We start from the raw sequence: 18,535 nt of genomic DNA on the forward strand, positions 1-18,535 counted from the left end.
CGCTTGCGGGTTTAGTCCTTGATTAATTTGTACTGCCAGAAGACGCCCGAACCGGCTCCGATCTCCACCACCACGTTCATGGTGTTGCCGCCATCGCTGAGCACCACATCGTAAACAATGGTATCGGGAAGCGGAACATTGGGCAGTTCGCCCTGGTTGTTTGCCTTGGGCAGTCCTATGTAGGCCCCGGCCCCGGAAAGGGTGATCGTACCGGCATTGGCATCATAGGTGTAGGTAGCGGCCGCGGAACCATCGTGGGGCGCCACGGGGGCACCACAGGCATCCGAACCACCTTGCCAGCCCTCGATCCAGGTATCCGCGCCGAGCACATTGGCAAAAGATCCGTCGGTACCAAAGACATAGGTATCATCAAAATAACAGGCACGGTCAATGAGCCCTTGGGCGTCAATGGCAAAGAAGCTCACATCGCCCACCGCGGGGCCCACGCCCAGGGAGCCCGCCTCGGGGGCCATGCGCCATGTACCCGCTATTTCGGGGGCGCTCTGTGAAGGTGCCTTGACCAATTTATACTGCCAGAACACCCCGGAACCCGCACCGATTTCCACCACCACGTTCATGGTGCTCCGATCATCGCTCAGCACCACATCATAGACAATGGCATCGGGAAGCGGCACATTGGGCAGCTCTCCTTGGTTGTTGGCCTTGGGCAGCCCAATGTATGCCCCGGCTCCCGTAATGGTGAGCTGGCCCGTGGCGGCATCATAGGAGAAAGTGGCCTGGGCGCTGCCGTCATGGGGGGGCACCGGGGCCCCGCAGGCATCGCCACCGCCCTGCCAACCCTCGATCCAGGTATCGGCTCCGAGCACGTTGGCAAAGGACCCATCGGTACCAAAGACATAGACATCATCAAAATAACAGGCACGGTCAATGACCCCTTGGGCATCTATGGCAAAGAAGCTCACATCGCCCACGGCGGGGCCCACGCCCAGGGAACCGGCCTCGGGGGCCATGACCCAACTCCCGTGGAAATCTGCCTCGGTAATGGGTACTGGTGCGTTTTCGCCCTTAATGAGTTTGTACTGCCAGAACACTCCAGAACCGGCACCAATTTCAACCACCACGTTCATGGTGTTCTTGTCCCCGCTCAAGGTTACCGTGTACACAATCTGTGCGGGCACGTCCACATTGGGGAGTTCCCCTTGGTTATTGGCCTTGGGCAGGCCAATATAGGCCCCCGGACCGATAATGGTCAGGGCCTTGGTGGCATCGTCATAGCTATACGTGGCATCGGCGGTACCGTCATGGGGCGCCACCGGGGCGCCACAGGCGTCACTGCCTCCCTGCCAGCCCTCGATCCATGTTTCGTTGCCCAGCACATTGGCAAAGGAACCATCGGCGCCAAAGACATACTCATCATCATAATAGCAGGCCCGATCTATGACCCCTTGGGCATCTATGGCAAAGAAACTTACATCCCCTATGGCGGGGCCCACCCCCAGGGAACCGGCCTCTGGGGCCATTATCCAGGTGCCCACAAAATCTGCCGCGGTCACGGAGGCAGAGGGTACTATGGTCACGGTCTCCGTGGCTTCCGCTGTGGCGGCACCAGCGCCCCGGGCCACCACCCTAATGGTGTAGTCACCGGCCATGCCATAGGTGTATTCTGCCGTCTCCCCGACCATGATGGTCACGGGCTCCTCATCCTGGACTTCGCCAAAAAACACATCGAACACGGTGGCATTGTCTGCGGTAGGGGTCACGGAAACCTGGAAATTGTCGGTGCCGGAGACCTGAACCCCGGGCTGTAGGGCCGTAGGGGCGGCAAAGGAAATGCTCACCACCCGCACCAGTTCACTGGTAAGGCCCGTGGCACCAACGGCCACAATGCGCAGGTTAAAATCGCCCTCGCCGTACACTTTGGTCACCGTTTCCCCCGGTGCCACTTCGGTGGCCGTTTCGTTTTCCACATCGCCAAAGAACACCTGAAAAATAGAGGCTCCCTCCGCGGTGGGCGTTACGGTGACCGTACCGGTATCGTCCTGGGCAATGTTAAAAACAGCACTGACATTGGTGGGTGCCGATATGTCCTGAAGTGCAAAGGACACCTCCTCACTTTCTTCACAGGCGCCAAAAAACGCTGCGATCATAAAGAAAACCGTTACTCTCTTAAATATTCCCATCATTGTAAATTTTAGTGTTTAGTATCCTGGATTTTGTTCCCAGCGGTTGCCCGCCAATTCTATTTCTATGGACGGCAGGGGAAACAGTTCATGCTTGTTGGTCTGGAAACCGTCTATGGCCGCCGCTGCCCTGCCCGTTCTCACCAGGTCAAAAAAGCGATGGCCCTCTCCCACCAGTTCCACCCGACGCTCCCGCAGTATGGCTTCGGTAAGGTCGGTCCCTGTGAGGGTCACGGCCGCAAGACCGGCGCGCCCGCGCACCCGATTTAGATAGCCCTGGGCCGCAGCATCGTCCAGATTGCCGCGGTTCAATGCCTCTGCGGCCATGAGAAGGACATCTGCAAAACGTATGGCCCTATAATTGTTGGGGTTGGTGAGGTTGGCATCTCCGGTGTTGAGATCGCCCTGACGGGCCAGGTATTTTCTGTTGTAAAATCCGGTATGCTCAAAGCCTTCCACAAAGGTAACCCCAGGGTTGGCGGCCGCCCACGCATTGATGTCCAGGATGGCCACGTCCCTTCTCAGATCACCCTCCTCAAAGGCATCATAAGCTTCTTGGGTGGGCACGTTAAAACTGAAGCCCGATTCAAATTTTGGCCCGGTATAGTTCCGTATGCCATTGAAGCCCACGGCCACATTGCCCTCGCTGCACTGCAGGCAGCCAAATCCGGCGCCCTCAATGTCCGAGTACTGTACCTCGAAGACCGATTCTTCGTTGTTCTCGTTATCGTTTTCAAAAAGGGTGTCATAATCCATCACCAGGTCATAGACGCCGCTCTCAATGACCTCCACCAAAACGGGTGCCGCTTCGGCAAACTTATCTTGATATAGATATACCTTGCCCAGTAGGGCCTGCGCCGCACCCTTGGTTACCCGCCCCACATCTGTCTGGGTGGTGGGCAGGTTGGCCGCGGCAAATTGGAGGTCTTGCTCTATCTGGGCATAAACCTCTTCCTTTGGGGTGCGCTCCACCACATCCTGGTCTCCGAAGAGCAAACGCTCATCCACGGCCAAGGGCACATCGCCAAACCACTTTACCAGCTCAAAATAATAGTAGGCCCTTAGAAAGGTGGCTTCCGCGATAACGCTCTGTTTGCCGGGAAAATCCAGCTTATCCTTGAATTCCAGCACATAATTGGCCCGGTTTACCCCGGCGAACATCCAAGTGAAGAGGTCGCGCAGCTGCTGGTTCAGTGGGTTGTGCAACATATCGTCTATCTCCTGTATGCCGGGCACGTCCACCGCGCTCTCGCCGCCGGCCAAGGTATTGTCCGATGCGATCTCCCCGAGCAGCACATTGATGTAGGTGCTCTGCAACAGGTCATAGGCCCCAATGAGGGCGTCTTGGTAATCTTCTTCAGAATTGAAGAAATTCTCGGAATCCTCATCAAAGGAATCCACATCCACAAAATCATCGGTACAGGCCAAAACAGCCGTACTGAGCGCCAAAGCCAATAGTTTTCTTTTCATTTGCCTTAGGTATTTAGAGGTGGTCTTCATTGCTTAAAATTTAAGGTTAACACCCAACATATAGGTTCTGGGCACAGGATAGAACCCAGGGTCTATGCCCGCCCCAATGGGAGCCCCAGAGGAGGCACTGGGGTCATAGCCCCGGTACCTGGTAAAGGTGTAAATATTGTTGGCAGAGACATAGACGCGAAGCTTGTCTGCCCCAAATCGCTCCATAAAATCATTGCCAAAGGTATAACCCACTTGGGCGTTCTGAATGCGGGCAAAAGAGCCATCTTCCACAAAATAGTCCGAGAACAGCACATTGGAGGTGGCCCCTGTGGTGAGCCTAGGCTCCGTGTTGGAGGTGCCCTCGCCCGTCCACCGGTTCAGGGTGTACACGGAACGGTTCACCAAAGGCTGATTACGTTCGTAATTTCTGGCGATGTCATTGCCCAGGGAGGCAAAGGTATAGGCCCGAAAGTCAAAGTTCCCATAATCCACGGTGAGGTTCAGGCCCATGGTGGCATCGGGGATGGGGTTGCCAATATCCACCCTGTCCTCGGCATTGATGACCCCATCATTGTTCTGGTCCACGAACCTGAGGTCCCCGGGGCCGGAGTTGAGCTGGGTGGCGTGTGCGGCCACATCGGCACTGTTCTGGAAGACCCCATCGGTCTCCAGGCCAAAGAAATATCCTATGGGTTTACCAGCCTCCATCCGAGCCGGCGGGTCTTGGCCCACCCCAAAAGAACCACCTTGCAAGAATCCGGCGTCATTGTTCACTTCAGTGACCTCGTTGCTCAGGATGGTGGCGTTGTAGTTGATTCCAAAGGAAAAATCATCGTTGCCCACAAAAGTGTAGCCAATGGCAAACTCAAAGCCGGAGTTTTCCACGGCGCCCCCGTTCACCACCGGCACCTGTGCCCCTGGGGCATTGCCTCCCAAAATTCCCGATACTTGGGGCTGTAGCAACAGGCCGTCCGTGTTGCGGGTAAAATAATCTGCAGTGATGTCAACCCTATTGTTAAACAGTCTCAGATCTAAGCCAATGTTCAAGGTCTCTTGCTGCTCCCACTGTATGGCGGGGTTGCTGAGCACCCCAACCGCTTGCCCAAAGGCCAGCTGATCGTTGAAGACATAGGTGGCCTCCCCGTTCAAGATGGACCGGAAGGCATTTCCGGGAATGCGGTCGTTGCCCAAAATACCATAACTGGCCCTGAATTTTAGGAAGTCGATGTTTTTGCTCTCGGCCAGAAAGGACTCGTCCGAGGCGATCCAGCCCAGGGAAGCGGAGGGGAACCAACCAAAGCGATTTTCCGGTCCAAATTTGGTGGATCCGTCCCGGCGCAGCACGCCCGAGAACAAATACCTTCCCTTGTAGCCATATTGGATACGGGTGAAATAGGAAAGCAAACGCTCATCGAACTTACCGCTGAGTCCCTGCTCTATCCTGGTGTTGAGCAGATCCACCGCATTGTTTATATCTGCATTGGGGAAGCTTACCGGCCGTTCAAAGAACCCCTGGGTGGTACCGGAGAACTGGCCTTGGGTCCGAAACACGGACGTACCCAAGGTGGCCTGTAGGTTGTGGTCCTCTCCAAAGGTCTTGTTGTAGTTGACAAAGGAATCAAACGTATAGTCCTTGAAGATATCCTTGTTCACATTTAAGAATGGCCGGCCGGTATTGTTGAACACCTTTCCGGACCCAAAGAACAGGGTGGGCACAAAGTTGCGTCCCTGCACCTCGGCGTAGTTGAACTGCAGGCTGGACTCTACCGTAAAATTGTCCCAAAAGGAATAGTTGAGGCCCAGTTTTCCGCTAATGCGGTCCACCTCGGTGCCATTGAACGTATTGGCCACCTGGGCCAGGGGGTTGATCACCTCGTTGCCCAAGCCCTCTGAGATGGAAAAGGCACCATCCGGATTCCGAACGGGCAGGGTGGGCGCATTGTTGAGCGCATTGAAAAGTACCGAACCTATGCCGTTTTCGGACAAGGTGCGCCTAGTGGTTCCGGTATATAGGACGTTTGCGGTAAGTTTCAGGTTTTCCAGAAGGTCCGTATTGAAGTTGATCCTGGAGGTGAGCCGCGTAAAGTTGGACTTGTTGCCCCCCACGATGCCATCTTGGGTAAGCAGGCCCGCCCCAAAGGAAAAACGTGACTTTTCCGTTCCTCCGGAGATGGTAATGTTCTGGTTGATTATGGGTGCCGTCTGGAACACCTCGTCTTGCCAGTTGGTGCCCGCTCCCAGACCCGCAACATTGGGGAACGGATTGGGCTGGCCACCAGCGGCGAAGGCCTCATTGGCCAGCAGCGCGTATTCCGTGGCATTGAGCACGGGAATGCGGCGCGATGTTTCCTGAAAGCCGCCAAAGGCATCATAGGTGAACTGGAGCTCCTGGTTTTTACGACCTGTCTTGGTGGTGACCAAGATGACCCCATTGGCCGCCCTAACGCCATAAATACCGGCCGTGGCATCCTTGAGCACGTTAATGCTCTCTATATCACCTGGACTGAGCACGCTCAGGTCTTCGATGACGTTTCCATCCACCAAAATCAAGGGCCGGTTGTCGCCGTTGGTGGAAATGCCCCGAATCCTGATGTTGGAGCCACTCCCGGGAGAGCCCGAAGAGGCCGTTACGTTCACCCCGGCCACCTGACCCTGGAGCGCCTGTTCCACCTGGGTGGGGTTCAGGTCCTCTATGGTCTCTGCACCCACCACCGCCACGGCACCGGTCACTTCCTTCTTGGTCTGGGTGCCATAGCCTATGACCACCACCTCATCCAGCGTGCTCACATCCTCCACCATGGTCACGTTGAGGTCCTCATCCGTGGTCACCACGATTTCCACCGTGGTATATCCTATGTAGGAAAACATCAAGGTGCTCCCCGGCGGCACATCGGAAATGGTGAAATTTCCATCAAAATCCGCGGCCGTGCCATTGGTGGTTCCCTTGACCACCACACTGACCCCGGGCAAGGGCTCATCCAGGGTGGCATCCTTTACCGTACCCGAAATGGTGAGCGATTGTGCTGTGGCCGCCGTGGCCCAAAAACCGATGAACAGAAATAAGATGACTTGCCTCATTTGTAGTATGATTTTGAACAGGCAAAGTAGTTCATCTTAATGGCCTGCCCCAACAAAGCGCCCCAACAAAAAACATACATTGACAAAAAAATGGGGCTAATTTTAAGGAATCAATGGATTTTACCCCGTAAACAATGGATATGACAAGAAGATAAACCGCCCTTTAACGGCCCCTTACACACATAAAATGGTCTCTTGTAGTGGTAGTGTAGTGTTTTTTTTTGGGTTTGTATGGGCGCCTACAGGTCCATAATGTACTTGGTAAGGCCCATCTCCCTGGGAAGGTCCATTTTTTTTCGCAAACGATAGCGTTTAACCTCCACGCTCTTTACCGAAATGTTGAGCAGCGGGGCAATCTCCTTGGAGGGTAGGTTTAGCCGCAGATAAGCACATAATTTTAAGTCGTTTGGGGTAAGTTCCGGATGCGCTTCCTTTATGTTCTGTAGAAAATCCTTGTCCGCATTGTTAAAGGCCTTTTCAAAAAACTTCCAATCGTCCTCGTTACTGATGTTGCGGTCTATGGTACGTACCACCCTTTTCACCTGTTGTGCGTTCGTACTGTCCGAAAGTTCTTTTTTAACACTTGCCAAAAACTCATTCTTTTTGATCAGGCTCATCGTTGCCACGGCAAGCTCTCGGTTTTTTCCCTCAATCTCCGCATTGAGTTTCTCATTCTTTATTTCAATGAGTTCTTTTTCGGCCAGCAGTTGCTTGCGCCGCTGTATTTTAATTTCCTCATTGAGCCTTGCATTTTGTTTGTTGGTATAGTAACGTTTGTAAGAGCGGTGCACCAGTGCCCCCAGAAGCAAAAGCAACAGAAGGTAACCGATGATGGCCCAAACGGATAGGTACCAGGGCTTGGCAATGACAAACTTAAAAGAGGCCACATTGTTGGTAAGGGTGTTGCCCACTTTGGCACGCACCTGGAAAAGGTAGTTGCCGTGATCCAAATTGTTAAAATCTGCCCGGGGCTCGGTGCTCCAAGGCCCCCAATCCGGTGAAAGTCCTTGAAGCCGGTACTGGTAAAGGACTTCCCGATACTTTTCAAAGGCCGGGACGCTGAAGGAAAACGACAGCGTTGTTTGGGCCCGGTAGGGCAAGCTCGCCTCTTCCGATAGGGGCAGTGGAAGAGATTGGGCGGTATTGCCCAAACTACTGCCAACCCCATCAATGCCAATGGCATATGAGACCGGTTCCAACGCATCCAGATTCAGGGTCACAAAGCCATTGTTGGCACCAAAAAGATATTTGTTGCCCTGTAGGTGCGTCATGTTCTCAAACCCCGCCACCCCAAGGCTGCGCTTAAAAAATGGGGGGATGGGCACCGTGGTTACCCCCAAGGTGCCACTGAACTGGTCCGGAAAGACCTTGGATAGCCCACCTTCCGTAAAGTACCATAGGGCGTCCATTGACCTGTCTCCCAGTACAATGCTGGTAATGCCGCCCGATTTTTTGAACAACAGATCGGTCAGAACCGAATCCGGTGCAAAGGCAAGACTATCGGCCCGTTTTACAAATGCCCCTTCCACCGTGGTGTAGCGCAGTTTCCCGTCATATTGGGCCAGACTGGAGCTGTACCCCATCTGCGGGTGCGTGGCCATTTGTTGTACCCTGGTAAAGTCTTCATCCAGTGATAATTGAAAAAGCCCCTTAAGTTCATGATTTACCACAATCTCATTGGGCCCGGTAAGTTCAAAGAAGCGGCTAGAGATGTCAAAACCCGAAATCACGTTTCCAAAACCCCAACGGCCATTTTCTTTTTTGAGGGTGGAAAGTCCGTTGAAGTTTCCTTGCAACAAGAGGTTGGGCCTGTTGTTCACCACCTTGATGTCCCAAGTGCCGGGAAAACTGGAAATGAGGGATGCCTCGCCATTGGCCACGGCAAAGGTGCCCTTGTTGTGCCCGCAGAACAAGGTGCCGTCTATTACGTTTAGGCTCCATACCTGTCCCCTGGTGCCCTTGACCAGGCTAAACTTGGCTTCATTGGACCGCCCCATCATAAAAAGGCCCTGATTGGTTCCCAGATACAACCTATTTTGATGGCGGGCCGCGGCATAGACCACGCCGAGGTTGCCGCTCCCATCCACATACTCATAAAAAGGCGAGTTCATGTTGAGCAGGGCAATACCGTGGTCCAGTCCCAGCCATAGGTTATCATCGCGATCTTGGAAGGTGGCCAATACGGTATTGTTCTGCAGGCCGTTTTTTCGGTTCACCTTTCGCACCAAATTGCCCTGGGCATCTATTTGGATCAGGCCGTTGGCAATGGTGCCCAAAACAAAGGAACCGTCGGACAGTTGTGCGGTGGTGTACACGTTCACATCCACCAGGTCCGGTGCTGCCGCAATGGACCAGGTAGCGGCCTCACCATTGGCGTAGCCCAAAAACTCACCATTGTCCAAAATAAGCACCGTGCCCTTGGCGGAAGCATACATTCCCACCACCCCGTTGTTGCCCAGCGCCTGCTTGGAAATGGCAGTTTTGGGCTTTCCGTCCTCAATCTGCACCAGTCCCACTGCATCGTCCTGAAAAAAAACGGCGCCGTCTATCTTAAAAATGTGGGCCTTGCTGGTTTTGGCCTCCATGACCTTGAACTCCCCAGACCCGATGTGGTAGCTGTAAATGCGGTCCAGGGATTGGAAAAGGACCCAATCATCCACGGATATAATGTTCCAAAACGCTTCGTCCTCCAGCATGGGCACCTTGAGGTCATCCGAAATGGAACGATAGGCCAATTGGCCAACAGCATCTCGCTCCCAGTACCCAAACTGCATGTAGTGTCCCGTAAAAACCTTATTGCCCCTGACGTGAACGGAACGTATGACACTGTTGTTGGGAGAGGGATATTGATGCCATTCGGCACCGTTGAAAGTGAGCAAGGCATGGTTATTGGCCACATAGATATGCCCGTTGCCGCCCTGGGCAATGGCCCAATTCTGGTTTTCCCCCATATAATCCCTGGGCGCGAAGTTCTGGATGGGAGGAAGTTCCTGGGCCCAAAGGCACGTGGCCCATAAAAGGAATAGACAGTTTAGGAATCTCACGAAGTACAGCATCATTGTTTGGAAAGCAAAAGATACTTGTTTTTTGTGATGTGCGCTAACTTATGATTGTTTGAAACTTTTTCCCACCTCTGGCGGCAAAGGTGCGCAATTGCCCCAGCAGCATCTTCCGGGCACCCTCTTGCTTGGTTACTCCGCGAAGTGCAGTTTGGCAATGCCGCTATGGCAGGTAACCGGGGGAAGAAGGCCGCGATATGGTGCACCAACAAGAGGCAATTACAACATGGCCCCAACATCTCTTCAATGAAGGTTTTGGCAGCGCCATAAAGAGGTCAATAACGAGCATCACCTTGGTTTGGTGAACATGCGCCTTGTGAGCCCATTATTTGTGGAATTGGTTCTTTTTAATGTGCCCCTTTTGTTTGGTTTCGGCAATAGTTCAAAACGATTAGAGCGATCCGCCCATTTAAAGAACCGGAGTACCCATAAAAAAACTTACCCTTTTAGCCATTCGTTCTTCGGGGGATGGATGTGTGACCGAACCACCATCCAAAGTACATCGAACGGTTTTGAACATCTCTTAAAGAGGGGCAGTTTTACCACAAAATGATACATTAAAGACAAAAATAGTTGCATATCATATTTTAATATTGTTAATTTATTGACATATAACCAATTAACTTTTGTAAAAATGGAAGAATACTTACCGTTGATCATTCAATTAGTCTCCGGTGCCGCCGGAGGAAACATTGTGGCAAAAATTTTGCCCAAACTCAATCTAGGGACGCTAGGAAATTCCGTAGCCGGTATTTTGGGTGGCGGACTGGGCGGCCAACTTCTTGGCATGCTTGGCCTCGGTGCTGGAGCTGCGGCCGGTGCAGATGGCGGTTTTGACATCGCCGGGGTACTTGGCAGTGTGGCCGGTGGTGGTGTTGGTGGCGGTGTCCTGATGGCCATCGTTGGCGCCATTAAGGGTGCCATGGGAAAAAGTTGAACAAAAAACCACCAACCTAAATCCAAAAAGAGGCCCCGTTGCGGTCTCTTTTTTTTGTATCAAGAAACAGTTTGCCCTGTCCTGCCCCCCCTCCACGCAACCAAAGATTGATATGTTTTTTTAGAGGTCAGTAGATAAATACCTATCCATCAAACAAGGTAATTATTTGATTATTAAATGGTTAGTAATTTTTACTATTGTCAGTTCGAGCGCAGTCGAGAACCATTTACCAGCCAAGGGAGACTTCGACTGCGCTCAGCCTGACATTTGTGTCAATAATGGGCTCTGTAATAGGTACCTAAGTACTGACCTCAATGTTTTTTTTGAAACACATCCTTTTTATTGGAAGTGCCCCATACAAAACAGGAAAAACATCTGGGGTGGGCCAGATTTGGAATCCTTGGAAACAAATACAGCTTTGGCCACACACAGAAATCCCTAAACATAAAGTAAACTACGGCGGGACAAGCCCACGGGACATTGACAAGAAACCGAATTTTAATTTTCAGGCAAGCCTTGGAGTATCAAACCCTTTGGCGGTGCCACAGAATTTTATCCCATTGGTAAGAGGTGTGTCTTGGTAGAATTTTGCCTTTTAACCGCCGTATTACCGAGGGTCAGGGGCAAGCGGTCTGCCTGGAATCATCACCAAGGAGGTGTCGCGTTCCATATAGCCGAAATTTTCCGGTGCCAATGGCCCATAAGGAGCAAAGGTAAGTACAGGCTCGTCTCCCACGAAGTGCATCATTTTGGTTTTTGAAAGCAAAAGAGACTTGTTTTTTTGCAATGTGCGCCAGTTTCTGACTGTTTGAAAACGGGGTTTTCATCTAGGCAGCGAGCGCTCGGCCCATTATCTTTCTTACCCTCCCTTTCTGCTCAGCCTTACATTTTTTTTATACCTTCAAGGGGTCAATTGTTGGGACAGGAAGACAAAATCGCACAAATTTTTATATCCCAACACCGCAAAAGCACTGGAAAGGTCGTGCCCAGAGCGGACAAGACCAAGAGGCACTTACTGTACCGTTATGGACAACATAGCCACATTTTTTCGGCAAGAAATTGCTTTTTTCGCCCTGCCCAAGAACAAGTTGATGCTCATTGGGTTCCTGATGCTGTTTGTGCTTACATTTCTGGTCGTGTACGCCCCTTTTAATATGGATAACTGGGACAAGCGCCTTTTTCTGGGTTATGCCCTAGTGGGCGGTTTGGCCATGCTGTTGAGCCACTTTGTCATCAGGCCCCTGTTTGGACTGGCCGTGCTCACCAATTTAAGCTTGGTGCTCTGGTGCATGTTCGATGTTTTTTTGATCACCTTTGGCCTTTACCTTGCCTTTAGCCCAAGTTTTCCCACACTGGCAGAGAAGGCGGCAGAATACCAACTTACCTGGAGGTATGTGGCCCTAGTGGTGCCCGGCCCCTATCTCTTCTTTGTCTGGATTTTGGGAATGCGGAATAAAATGTCCTCTTACAGTAAACTTGAAATAGCTTCAGCATTCACCCCAGATCCCGGGCAAGACACCCTCTTACGCTTTAAAACGGAAAATGATAAGGTGGTGTTGGCCATTGATTATGCCGAGCTTCGCTTTATCAAATCGTCTGGAAACTACCTTGAAATTCATTATTTAAAGGGGAAGCTGCCCGTGAGGGAATTGGTAAGGATGCGCTTAAAAGAAGTAGAGGCCAACATAGCCCACCCTGCCATAGTGCGCGTTCACCGCTCTTTCCTGGTGCATACCGGCCATATTTCCTCCTTTCAAAAAACCTCAAAAGGCTACACCTTGATCATGAGGGACATTCCTGATCTGGTCATTCCCGTTTCTTCCGGCCACAAGGCACTTTTTGAAAAAAAGATGGCCATACACCCAGCCCACTGATCACGCTATAGGCCCTTTTCATCACAAAATGGATTTCTCATTTAAATATGGGAAAGAAAATGTTTTTCTTCATATACTGTTAAAATTTTAAGATTTCAACACCCTTTTTCTTATGCCCAACAAGGGAACAATTATCAAGTCCGGTATATCGGGAATGGTCCTGGTGGTGCTTCTATTCTTTGTTATGAGTCCAAAGGTGAGCACCAGCTACGCGCCCGTACCCAAATTGAAGACCCAATGCCCACCTGGTTTTAAAAAGAACAAGAACAACGAATGTATGGCCATTAACCTGTATCAGCAATACGATTCCCCCCATGACAATGGTGTGGGGGGACTGCAGACCGGATTGCCAGAAATCAGGGATGGCTTCTCTCCCCAGGAAATAGACCTGGGCCGCTATCTCTTTTTTGATCCCGTGCTGTCTGGAAACCAAACCATTTCCTGCGCCACCTGTCACGACCCGGGCAAAGGATTCTCTGACGGCATGGCCACGAGCACCGGGATGAACGGGGAAAAAGGGACGCGCTCCGCCCCTACCCTCTGGAACGTGGGCTATCTGAAAAAACTGTTTTGGGACGGCCGCTCCAAGAGCTTGGAAGATCAGATGCAGGAGCCCCTGTTTGCCCACAATGAAATGGACAATACCCCAGAAAACCTTTTGCAAAGTCTAAATGCCATTGAAAACTACAGATCGCTTTTTGCAGAGGCCTATCCCGAGCGACCGAAGGCGCAAGCCATTGCCTTGGATGAAATTTACACCGCCCTGGCCGGCTTCCAGGCCTCTTTGGTGTCCTTGAACAGCCGTTATGACCAGTATGCCCATGGCTACCATGACGCGCTTACCCTGAATGAGATTGAGGGACTCAATGTTTTCCGATCCTTCGTGGCCCGATGCGCAGAGTGCCATACACCGCCCCTGTTCACCAACCAACAATTTGCCGTCATCGGGACCCCAGAGCCAAACGGCCTACCCTTGGACCCCGGTGCCCAGGTACCCTTCCAAGATTCCACCCTAAGGGGTGCTTTTAAAGTGCCCAGCCTTCGGAACATAGCAAAAACGGCACCCTACATGCACTCGGGCCGCTTTGAAACCTTGAGGGAAGCGGTGGAATTTTACACCAAGGGCCGTGGACACGCCGTGCCGGAAGGTGAGGACCTCATTATCCATTGGCACATTTGGGAACCCGATCTATCTGACACCGAACTGGACAGACTGGTGGATTTTCTGAAAACCTTGACGGATGAATCCTTTACGCCCCAAATTCCGGAGCAGTTGCCGTCTGGCCTTGAGCCCGCTCTTTAACAACTTGAAACACAATTGATATGAAATCGACTTTTTTTAAAATCATTGGTGCCGCGGCCCTATTGGCCATAGGTGTTTTTGTTGGCAAATCCTTTTTTGGTTCCAACAGTGAGAGTGCCGTTCCCCTGCCCACCAATATGGGCTACCGTACCTCCGGCGCTACCTCGGACAGCCTAACCGTAAAGACCACTTCCTATGACGGGGAGATCATTGCGGTAAAAGACGGGGCATCCATCCAAGCTGCGGTAAAAAGGGCCAATCCCGGAGACCTTATCCGGGTTTTTCCGGGCACCTACCATGAAAATGTGTACATAGACAAGGACAACATTGGGCTGCAAGGTGTGGTCATTGAGGGCGAATGGCCCACCCTGGACGGCAAAGGGGAGATCAATGATGCCTTTCTGTACTCCGGAAACGGCATTCTCATTGAGAATTTCAAGATAATAAACTACAAGGGCAATGGCATCATGGGGCAGGCAGGAAACAATTTTGTGCTCCGAAACAATTGGATCATTGACACGGGGGTCTATGGTATTTTCCCCCAATACGGAAAGAACGGGCTCATTGAGCACAATGTACTGAGCAAAATTGCGGATGCCGCCATTTATGTGGGCATGTGCGATAATGTGGATGTGCGCCACAACGAGGCATTTGCCAATGTTGCCGGGATTGAAATAGAAAATTCAAGACACTGCCTGGTAGAAAACAATTATGTGCACAACAATACCGGTGGACTTCTGGCATTTGTGACCCCGGGGCTGCCCATAAAGACCACATTTGACGTTATTTTCAGGAACAATTTCGTGGTGAACAACAACCACGAGAACTTTGCCGCACCCGGCTCTACCGTGGCGGGGATTCCAAAGGGAACCGGTATTCTGATCATGGCTGCGGACGATGTCATTGTGGAAAACAACATTATTTCGGGCAATGACAATGCTGGGGTTACCGTTGTGGACCTTGCCACGGGGGCACCCAAGGCCAACGATCCCAATTCCGAGGGCAATCCGGACCGGGTGGTGTTTCTGGACAATATGATGTTCAACAATGGCAACAACCCCACTGGGGAACTCAAAGCCGTAATGCTCACCAAAATGGACACCAAGGGTCCGGACATCTTTGCTTATGGCGGCGGCACGGGAAGCACCATACGCGACAAGAACAAATACCGCACTTTTGGCATAGATGATTGGGGGCCCGCCCCCATTACGGACACCAAGGACATTCTCACCTACATGCTACCAGAGCCCGTGCCCATCAGGGAGGTCACGGCAGAGGAATTGGGCGAACTTACGTATTACGGGGTCTGTGCTGGCTGCCATGCCTTTGGAAACCGTTTGATCGGACCGCCCACCGAAATTATCCAGGCCATACACAACGGCAACCCACAGGGTATTGTGGACTATATGAACAACCCAAAAAACCTAAGGGAAGACTATCCAGAAATGCCCCCGCAAGATCACTTGGACGAAGCGGCCAAGATAGCCGTGGCAGAATATATCTTGGCCTTGGAACCCTAAAGGCCGGCAACAGCCACCCACTGACCTTTTTAAAAAGGCTTACCTACCAAACAACCACAAATAACCCATAACCAAACTCTTATGACAAAAAGAACACTGTTCTTGTTCGCAATGCTAACCTGTGCCACCGGTATGGCACAACGCTCCGTTTCCGGCAAGGTATCTGAAAAAGGCACAGGCACCCCATTGCTCGGGGTGAGCGTCGTTGTTCAGGGGACCAGCAAGGGGACCACCACAGATTTTGACGGCAATTACCAATTGAACAACGTTCCCGAGAATGCCACGCTGGAGTTTTCTTCCATAGGCTTCAAGACCGTGACCGCCGCCTTGGCCGGGCGCACGGTTGTGAACCTGGCGATGGAAGAAGACAGTGAACAGCTCACTGAGGTAGTGGTAACGGCACTGAACATTGAACGGGACAAGGAGTCCCTGGGCTACTCCATATCCCAGGTAGATGCCAGCGAAGTGAACGTGGCCCGTGAAAACAACGTGATGAACTCTTTGAACGGAAAGGTCACGGGGCTTCAGATCACCCAATCCAACACCGGGGTGGATGGATCCAGCAGGGTGGTGCTAAGGGGCATTACCACCATTAGCGGCAGCAACAGGCCCTTGGTGGTCATAGATGGCATCCCCATAGAAAATGGTTCCGGCGGTGCGGGCTCCAACGGTGGTGTGGATCGCGGGGACGCCCTTTCGGACATCAATCCGGATGATGTGGAATCGATCAGCGTGCTCAAAGGGGCCGGTGCTTCAGCGGCCTACGGATCCTTGGGCATAAACGGCGTTATACTCATCACCACCAAAAGGGGCGCCAACAGACCGGGCGTGGGCATATCCCTGAACTCTACCTTCAACTTTACCGATATCATGCTCACCCCGGACTTCCAAAACGAATACGGAACAGGTTTTTTCAATGACTTTGCCCCCATAAACGTGGACGGCAGACCCGTTTTGGACTATCCCTTCTCTTGGAGCTGGGGCCCCAAGATGGAAGGGCAGCCCTATACCAATTGGCTGGGGCAAACAGACACCTTCTCCCCACAGGGAAATCCTTATGAGGACTTTTACCAGACCGGCTACAGCATTGCCAATACCATTTCCTTTGAAGGCGGAAGCGAAAAGGGGTCGTTCCGCATGTCCATCACGGACGAGGATATCCAGGGCATTGTGGCCAACAACACCTTGGCCAAACAAACCTTTAACATCAGGGGAAGGTCCCAGCTCACCAATAAGCTGAGCATTGACGGGAAGATGACCTACATTACCTCCGAAGTACAAAATAGGCCGGACCTGGCCGAAGGAGGTGGAAACACCGCCCTGCAACTGAGCTTGATGCCCAGGGACATACGCCTGCAAGACGTGCGCAACAACACCATAAATGCACAGGGTGAAGAGATAAAATGGAATCTGGACAACACCTTCAACAACCCCTATTGGGCCTTGGACAACATCCGTAACCGGGACGATAGGGACAGGTTCCAGGGACTCTTGGCCCTAGATTGGGAGGTGTTTAAAAATGTTTCCGTAACGGCCAGGACAGGAATGGACCAAACCGTGTTCAACTACTATTCCCATGCCGCCCGTGGTGCCCGTTCCGAAGACAACGGCCTGGGCAATTACAGCCACGAGAGCGGAAAAAGCAGAATCTGGAACTCAGATGTGCTCGCCACCTACCGGGCCCAACTGGGCAATGTAAAGATAAGCACCAGCCTGGGCGCCATGCACCGGGACGAAGCCTTTAGCAACCAGCGCATCTTTGGCTTTGAGAGCAAGGTGCGCGATTTTTACAACATCAGCAATTATGTGAACACCTTTAGCAATGAGCGCATCACCAAAAAGGCCATTACCTCCTACTACGCTTTGGGCACTTTTCAACTGGGGGGCTATCTGTATTTTGATGCCTCTCTCAGAAACGATAACTCATCGGCACTGCCAAAGGACAACAATTCGTATTGGTACCACTCCGAGAACATCAGCTTTTTGTTCTCCAGGGCCTTTGACCTTAATCCAAAATACATAAGCAAGGGCAAGCTAAGGGCCTCCTATGCAGAGGTGGGCAACGATACCGGTGCCTACAGGACACAGGCGTTTTACACTGTGGACCAAACGGTGACCCTGCCCTACACCGTGGCCTCCATACCCGGAAGTCTGCCCTCCTTTGATCTTAGGCCAGAGCGATCGCAATCTTGGGAAATTGGTGCCGAGCTGGGATTCTTCAACAACCGGATCCTGCTGGACCTTACCTACTTTCAGACCGATACCAAAGACCAGATACAGGCCGTGCCCATCTCGGGATCTACGGGGTTTGAGAGTGTTGTGGTCAACGCGGGAAACATCACCAACCGTGGTTTGGAGGCACAACTGAACCTGATTCCCGTGGAAACCGATAATTTTGAATGGAACCTCGGGGTAAACTTTACCACAAACAATTCCATGGTGGAATCCTTGAACGAAGGACTCACCAGTATAGAACTGAACCGCCTTTGGTCCGTTTCCGTGGAAGCTAGGCCGGGCGAGGAGTTTGGCGGTCTTTACGGCAACGACTTCAAACGGGACAACTTTGGACGAAAGCTCATTACGGACGATGGGCTTACCCAGCGTGGGGAAAGGGTCTTGATGGGCAACATAAACCCGGACTGGTTTGGGGGCATAAGCAATACCTTCCGCTATAAAAACCTCTCTTTGAGCACCCTGGTGAGTGTACAGCAAGGTGGCGAGTTCTACTCTTATGGAAGGGCCTACCGCATGTTCTTTGGTACCGATGCCAGAAGCCTGGAAGGACGGGAAACGGGCATTGTAGAAGACGGCATAAACGAAAACACGGGCTTTCAGAACGATGTGGCCGCCCCTGCGTTTCTTAAACAGTTCACGGACATCTTTGGCAACGAAGTGTCCAGGGACCAGATCTTGGATGCGAGCAACGTAAAGCTTCGTGAGGTAACACTTACCTATAATTTTCCCAACAAGATGCTCAAGGACACCTTTATCCAGTCTGCCAGCCTCTCTGCCATTGGGAGAAACCTGTTCTTTTTGTACAATGCGGCCGGGGACATAGACCCCGAGGCAGGGTACAGTAGCGGGCCGGCCGGTACCGCCTTTGAGCACTCTTCCCTCCCCTCTACCCGGAGTTACGGACTTAACCTTAAACTAAACTTTTAA

At 52.0% G+C, this 18,535-nt stretch carries 9 protein-coding genes; 5 read left to right on the top strand and 4 right to left on the bottom strand.

Annotation, left to right across the window (positions count from 1 at the left end; translation table 11 throughout):
• Positions 1–11: 11 nt before the first annotated feature.
• The 4 genes from ACKWCC_RS00825 to ACKWCC_RS00840 form a co-directional block, all read right to left on the bottom strand.
• Positions 12–2,144 (bottom strand): hypothetical protein, encoded by a 2,133-nt coding sequence (locus ACKWCC_RS00825; RefSeq protein ID WP_413993986.1) that lies wholly within the window; start codon positions 2,142–2,144, stop codon positions 12–14.
• A 15-nt stretch (positions 2,145–2,159) separates the two neighbouring features.
• Complete coding sequence (locus ACKWCC_RS00830; RefSeq protein ID WP_413993987.1) at positions 2,160–3,611, bottom strand: RagB/SusD family nutrient uptake outer membrane protein; 1,452 nt, start codon at positions 3,609–3,611, stop codon at positions 2,160–2,162.
• Between the two features lie 33 nt (positions 3,612–3,644).
• Positions 3,645–6,680 (bottom strand): SusC/RagA family TonB-linked outer membrane protein, encoded by a 3,036-nt coding sequence (locus ACKWCC_RS00835; protein WP_413993988.1) that lies wholly within the window; start codon positions 6,678–6,680, stop codon positions 3,645–3,647.
• A 239-nt stretch (positions 6,681–6,919) separates the two neighbouring features.
• Positions 6,920–9,631 carry a helix-turn-helix and ligand-binding sensor domain-containing protein gene (locus tag ACKWCC_RS00840; protein ID WP_413993989.1) on the bottom strand — a complete coding sequence of 904 codons (2,712 nt, stop codon included), beginning with the start codon at positions 9,629–9,631 and terminating at the stop codon, positions 6,920–6,922.
• A 712-nt stretch (positions 9,632–10,343) separates the two neighbouring features.
• On the opposite strand from ACKWCC_RS00840, the gene ACKWCC_RS00845 reads away from it, so the two are divergent.
• The 5 genes from ACKWCC_RS00845 (at position 10,344) to ACKWCC_RS00865 (ending at position 18,535) form a co-directional block, all read left to right on the top strand.
• Complete coding sequence (locus ACKWCC_RS00845; protein WP_413993990.1) at positions 10,344–10,676, top strand: hypothetical protein; 333 nt, start codon at positions 10,344–10,346, stop codon at positions 10,674–10,676.
• 1,025 nt (positions 10,677–11,701) lie between these two features.
• Complete coding sequence (locus tag ACKWCC_RS00850) at positions 11,702–12,550, top strand: LytTR family DNA-binding domain-containing protein (RefSeq protein ID WP_413993991.1); 849 nt, start codon at positions 11,702–11,704, stop codon at positions 12,548–12,550.
• A gap of 112 nt (positions 12,551–12,662) precedes the next feature.
• Entirely contained in the window at positions 12,663–13,853 is a 1,191-nt protein-coding gene (locus ACKWCC_RS00855; protein ID WP_413993992.1) for a cytochrome-c peroxidase, read from the top strand.
• Positions 13,854–13,873: 20 nt separating this feature from the next.
• Positions 13,874–15,373, top strand: coding sequence for a parallel beta-helix domain-containing protein (locus ACKWCC_RS00860; RefSeq protein WP_413993993.1), 1,500 nt, complete (start codon positions 13,874–13,876; stop codon positions 15,371–15,373).
• 81 nt (positions 15,374–15,454) lie between these two features.
• Complete coding sequence (locus tag ACKWCC_RS00865; protein WP_413993994.1) at positions 15,455–18,535, top strand: SusC/RagA family TonB-linked outer membrane protein; 3,081 nt, start codon at positions 15,455–15,457, stop codon at positions 18,533–18,535.

It is taken from the genome of Maribacter aquimarinus, assembly GCF_047345505.1.
Lineage (GTDB): Bacteria > Bacteroidota > Bacteroidia > Flavobacteriales > Flavobacteriaceae > Maribacter.

Excerpts from the sequence above, each read along its gene's own strand:
- ACKWCC_RS00860 (WP_413993993.1), top strand. The coding sequence starts at position 13,874 with ATGAAATCGACTTTTTTTAAAATCATTGGTGCCGCGGCCCTATTGGCC.
- ACKWCC_RS00825 (WP_413993986.1), bottom strand. The coding sequence starts at position 2,144 with ATGATGGGAATATTTAAGAGAGTAACGGTTTTCTTTATGATCGCAGCG.
- ACKWCC_RS00855 (WP_413993992.1), top strand. The coding sequence starts at position 12,663 with ATGCCCAACAAGGGAACAATTATCAAGTCCGGTATATCGGGAATGGTC.
- ACKWCC_RS00865 (WP_413993994.1), top strand. The coding sequence starts at position 15,455 with ATGACAAAAAGAACACTGTTCTTGTTCGCAATGCTAACCTGTGCCACC.
- ACKWCC_RS00840 (WP_413993989.1), bottom strand. The coding sequence starts at position 9,631 with ATGGGGGAAAACCAGAATTGGGCCATTGCCCAGGGCGGCAACGGGCAT.
- ACKWCC_RS00850 (WP_413993991.1), top strand. The coding sequence starts at position 11,702 with ATGGACAACATAGCCACATTTTTTCGGCAAGAAATTGCTTTTTTCGCC.
- ACKWCC_RS00835 (WP_413993988.1), bottom strand. The coding sequence starts at position 6,680 with ATGAGGCAAGTCATCTTATTTCTGTTCATCGGTTTTTGGGCCACGGCG.
- ACKWCC_RS00830 (WP_413993987.1), bottom strand. The coding sequence starts at position 3,611 with ATGAAAAGAAAACTATTGGCTTTGGCGCTCAGTACGGCTGTTTTGGCC.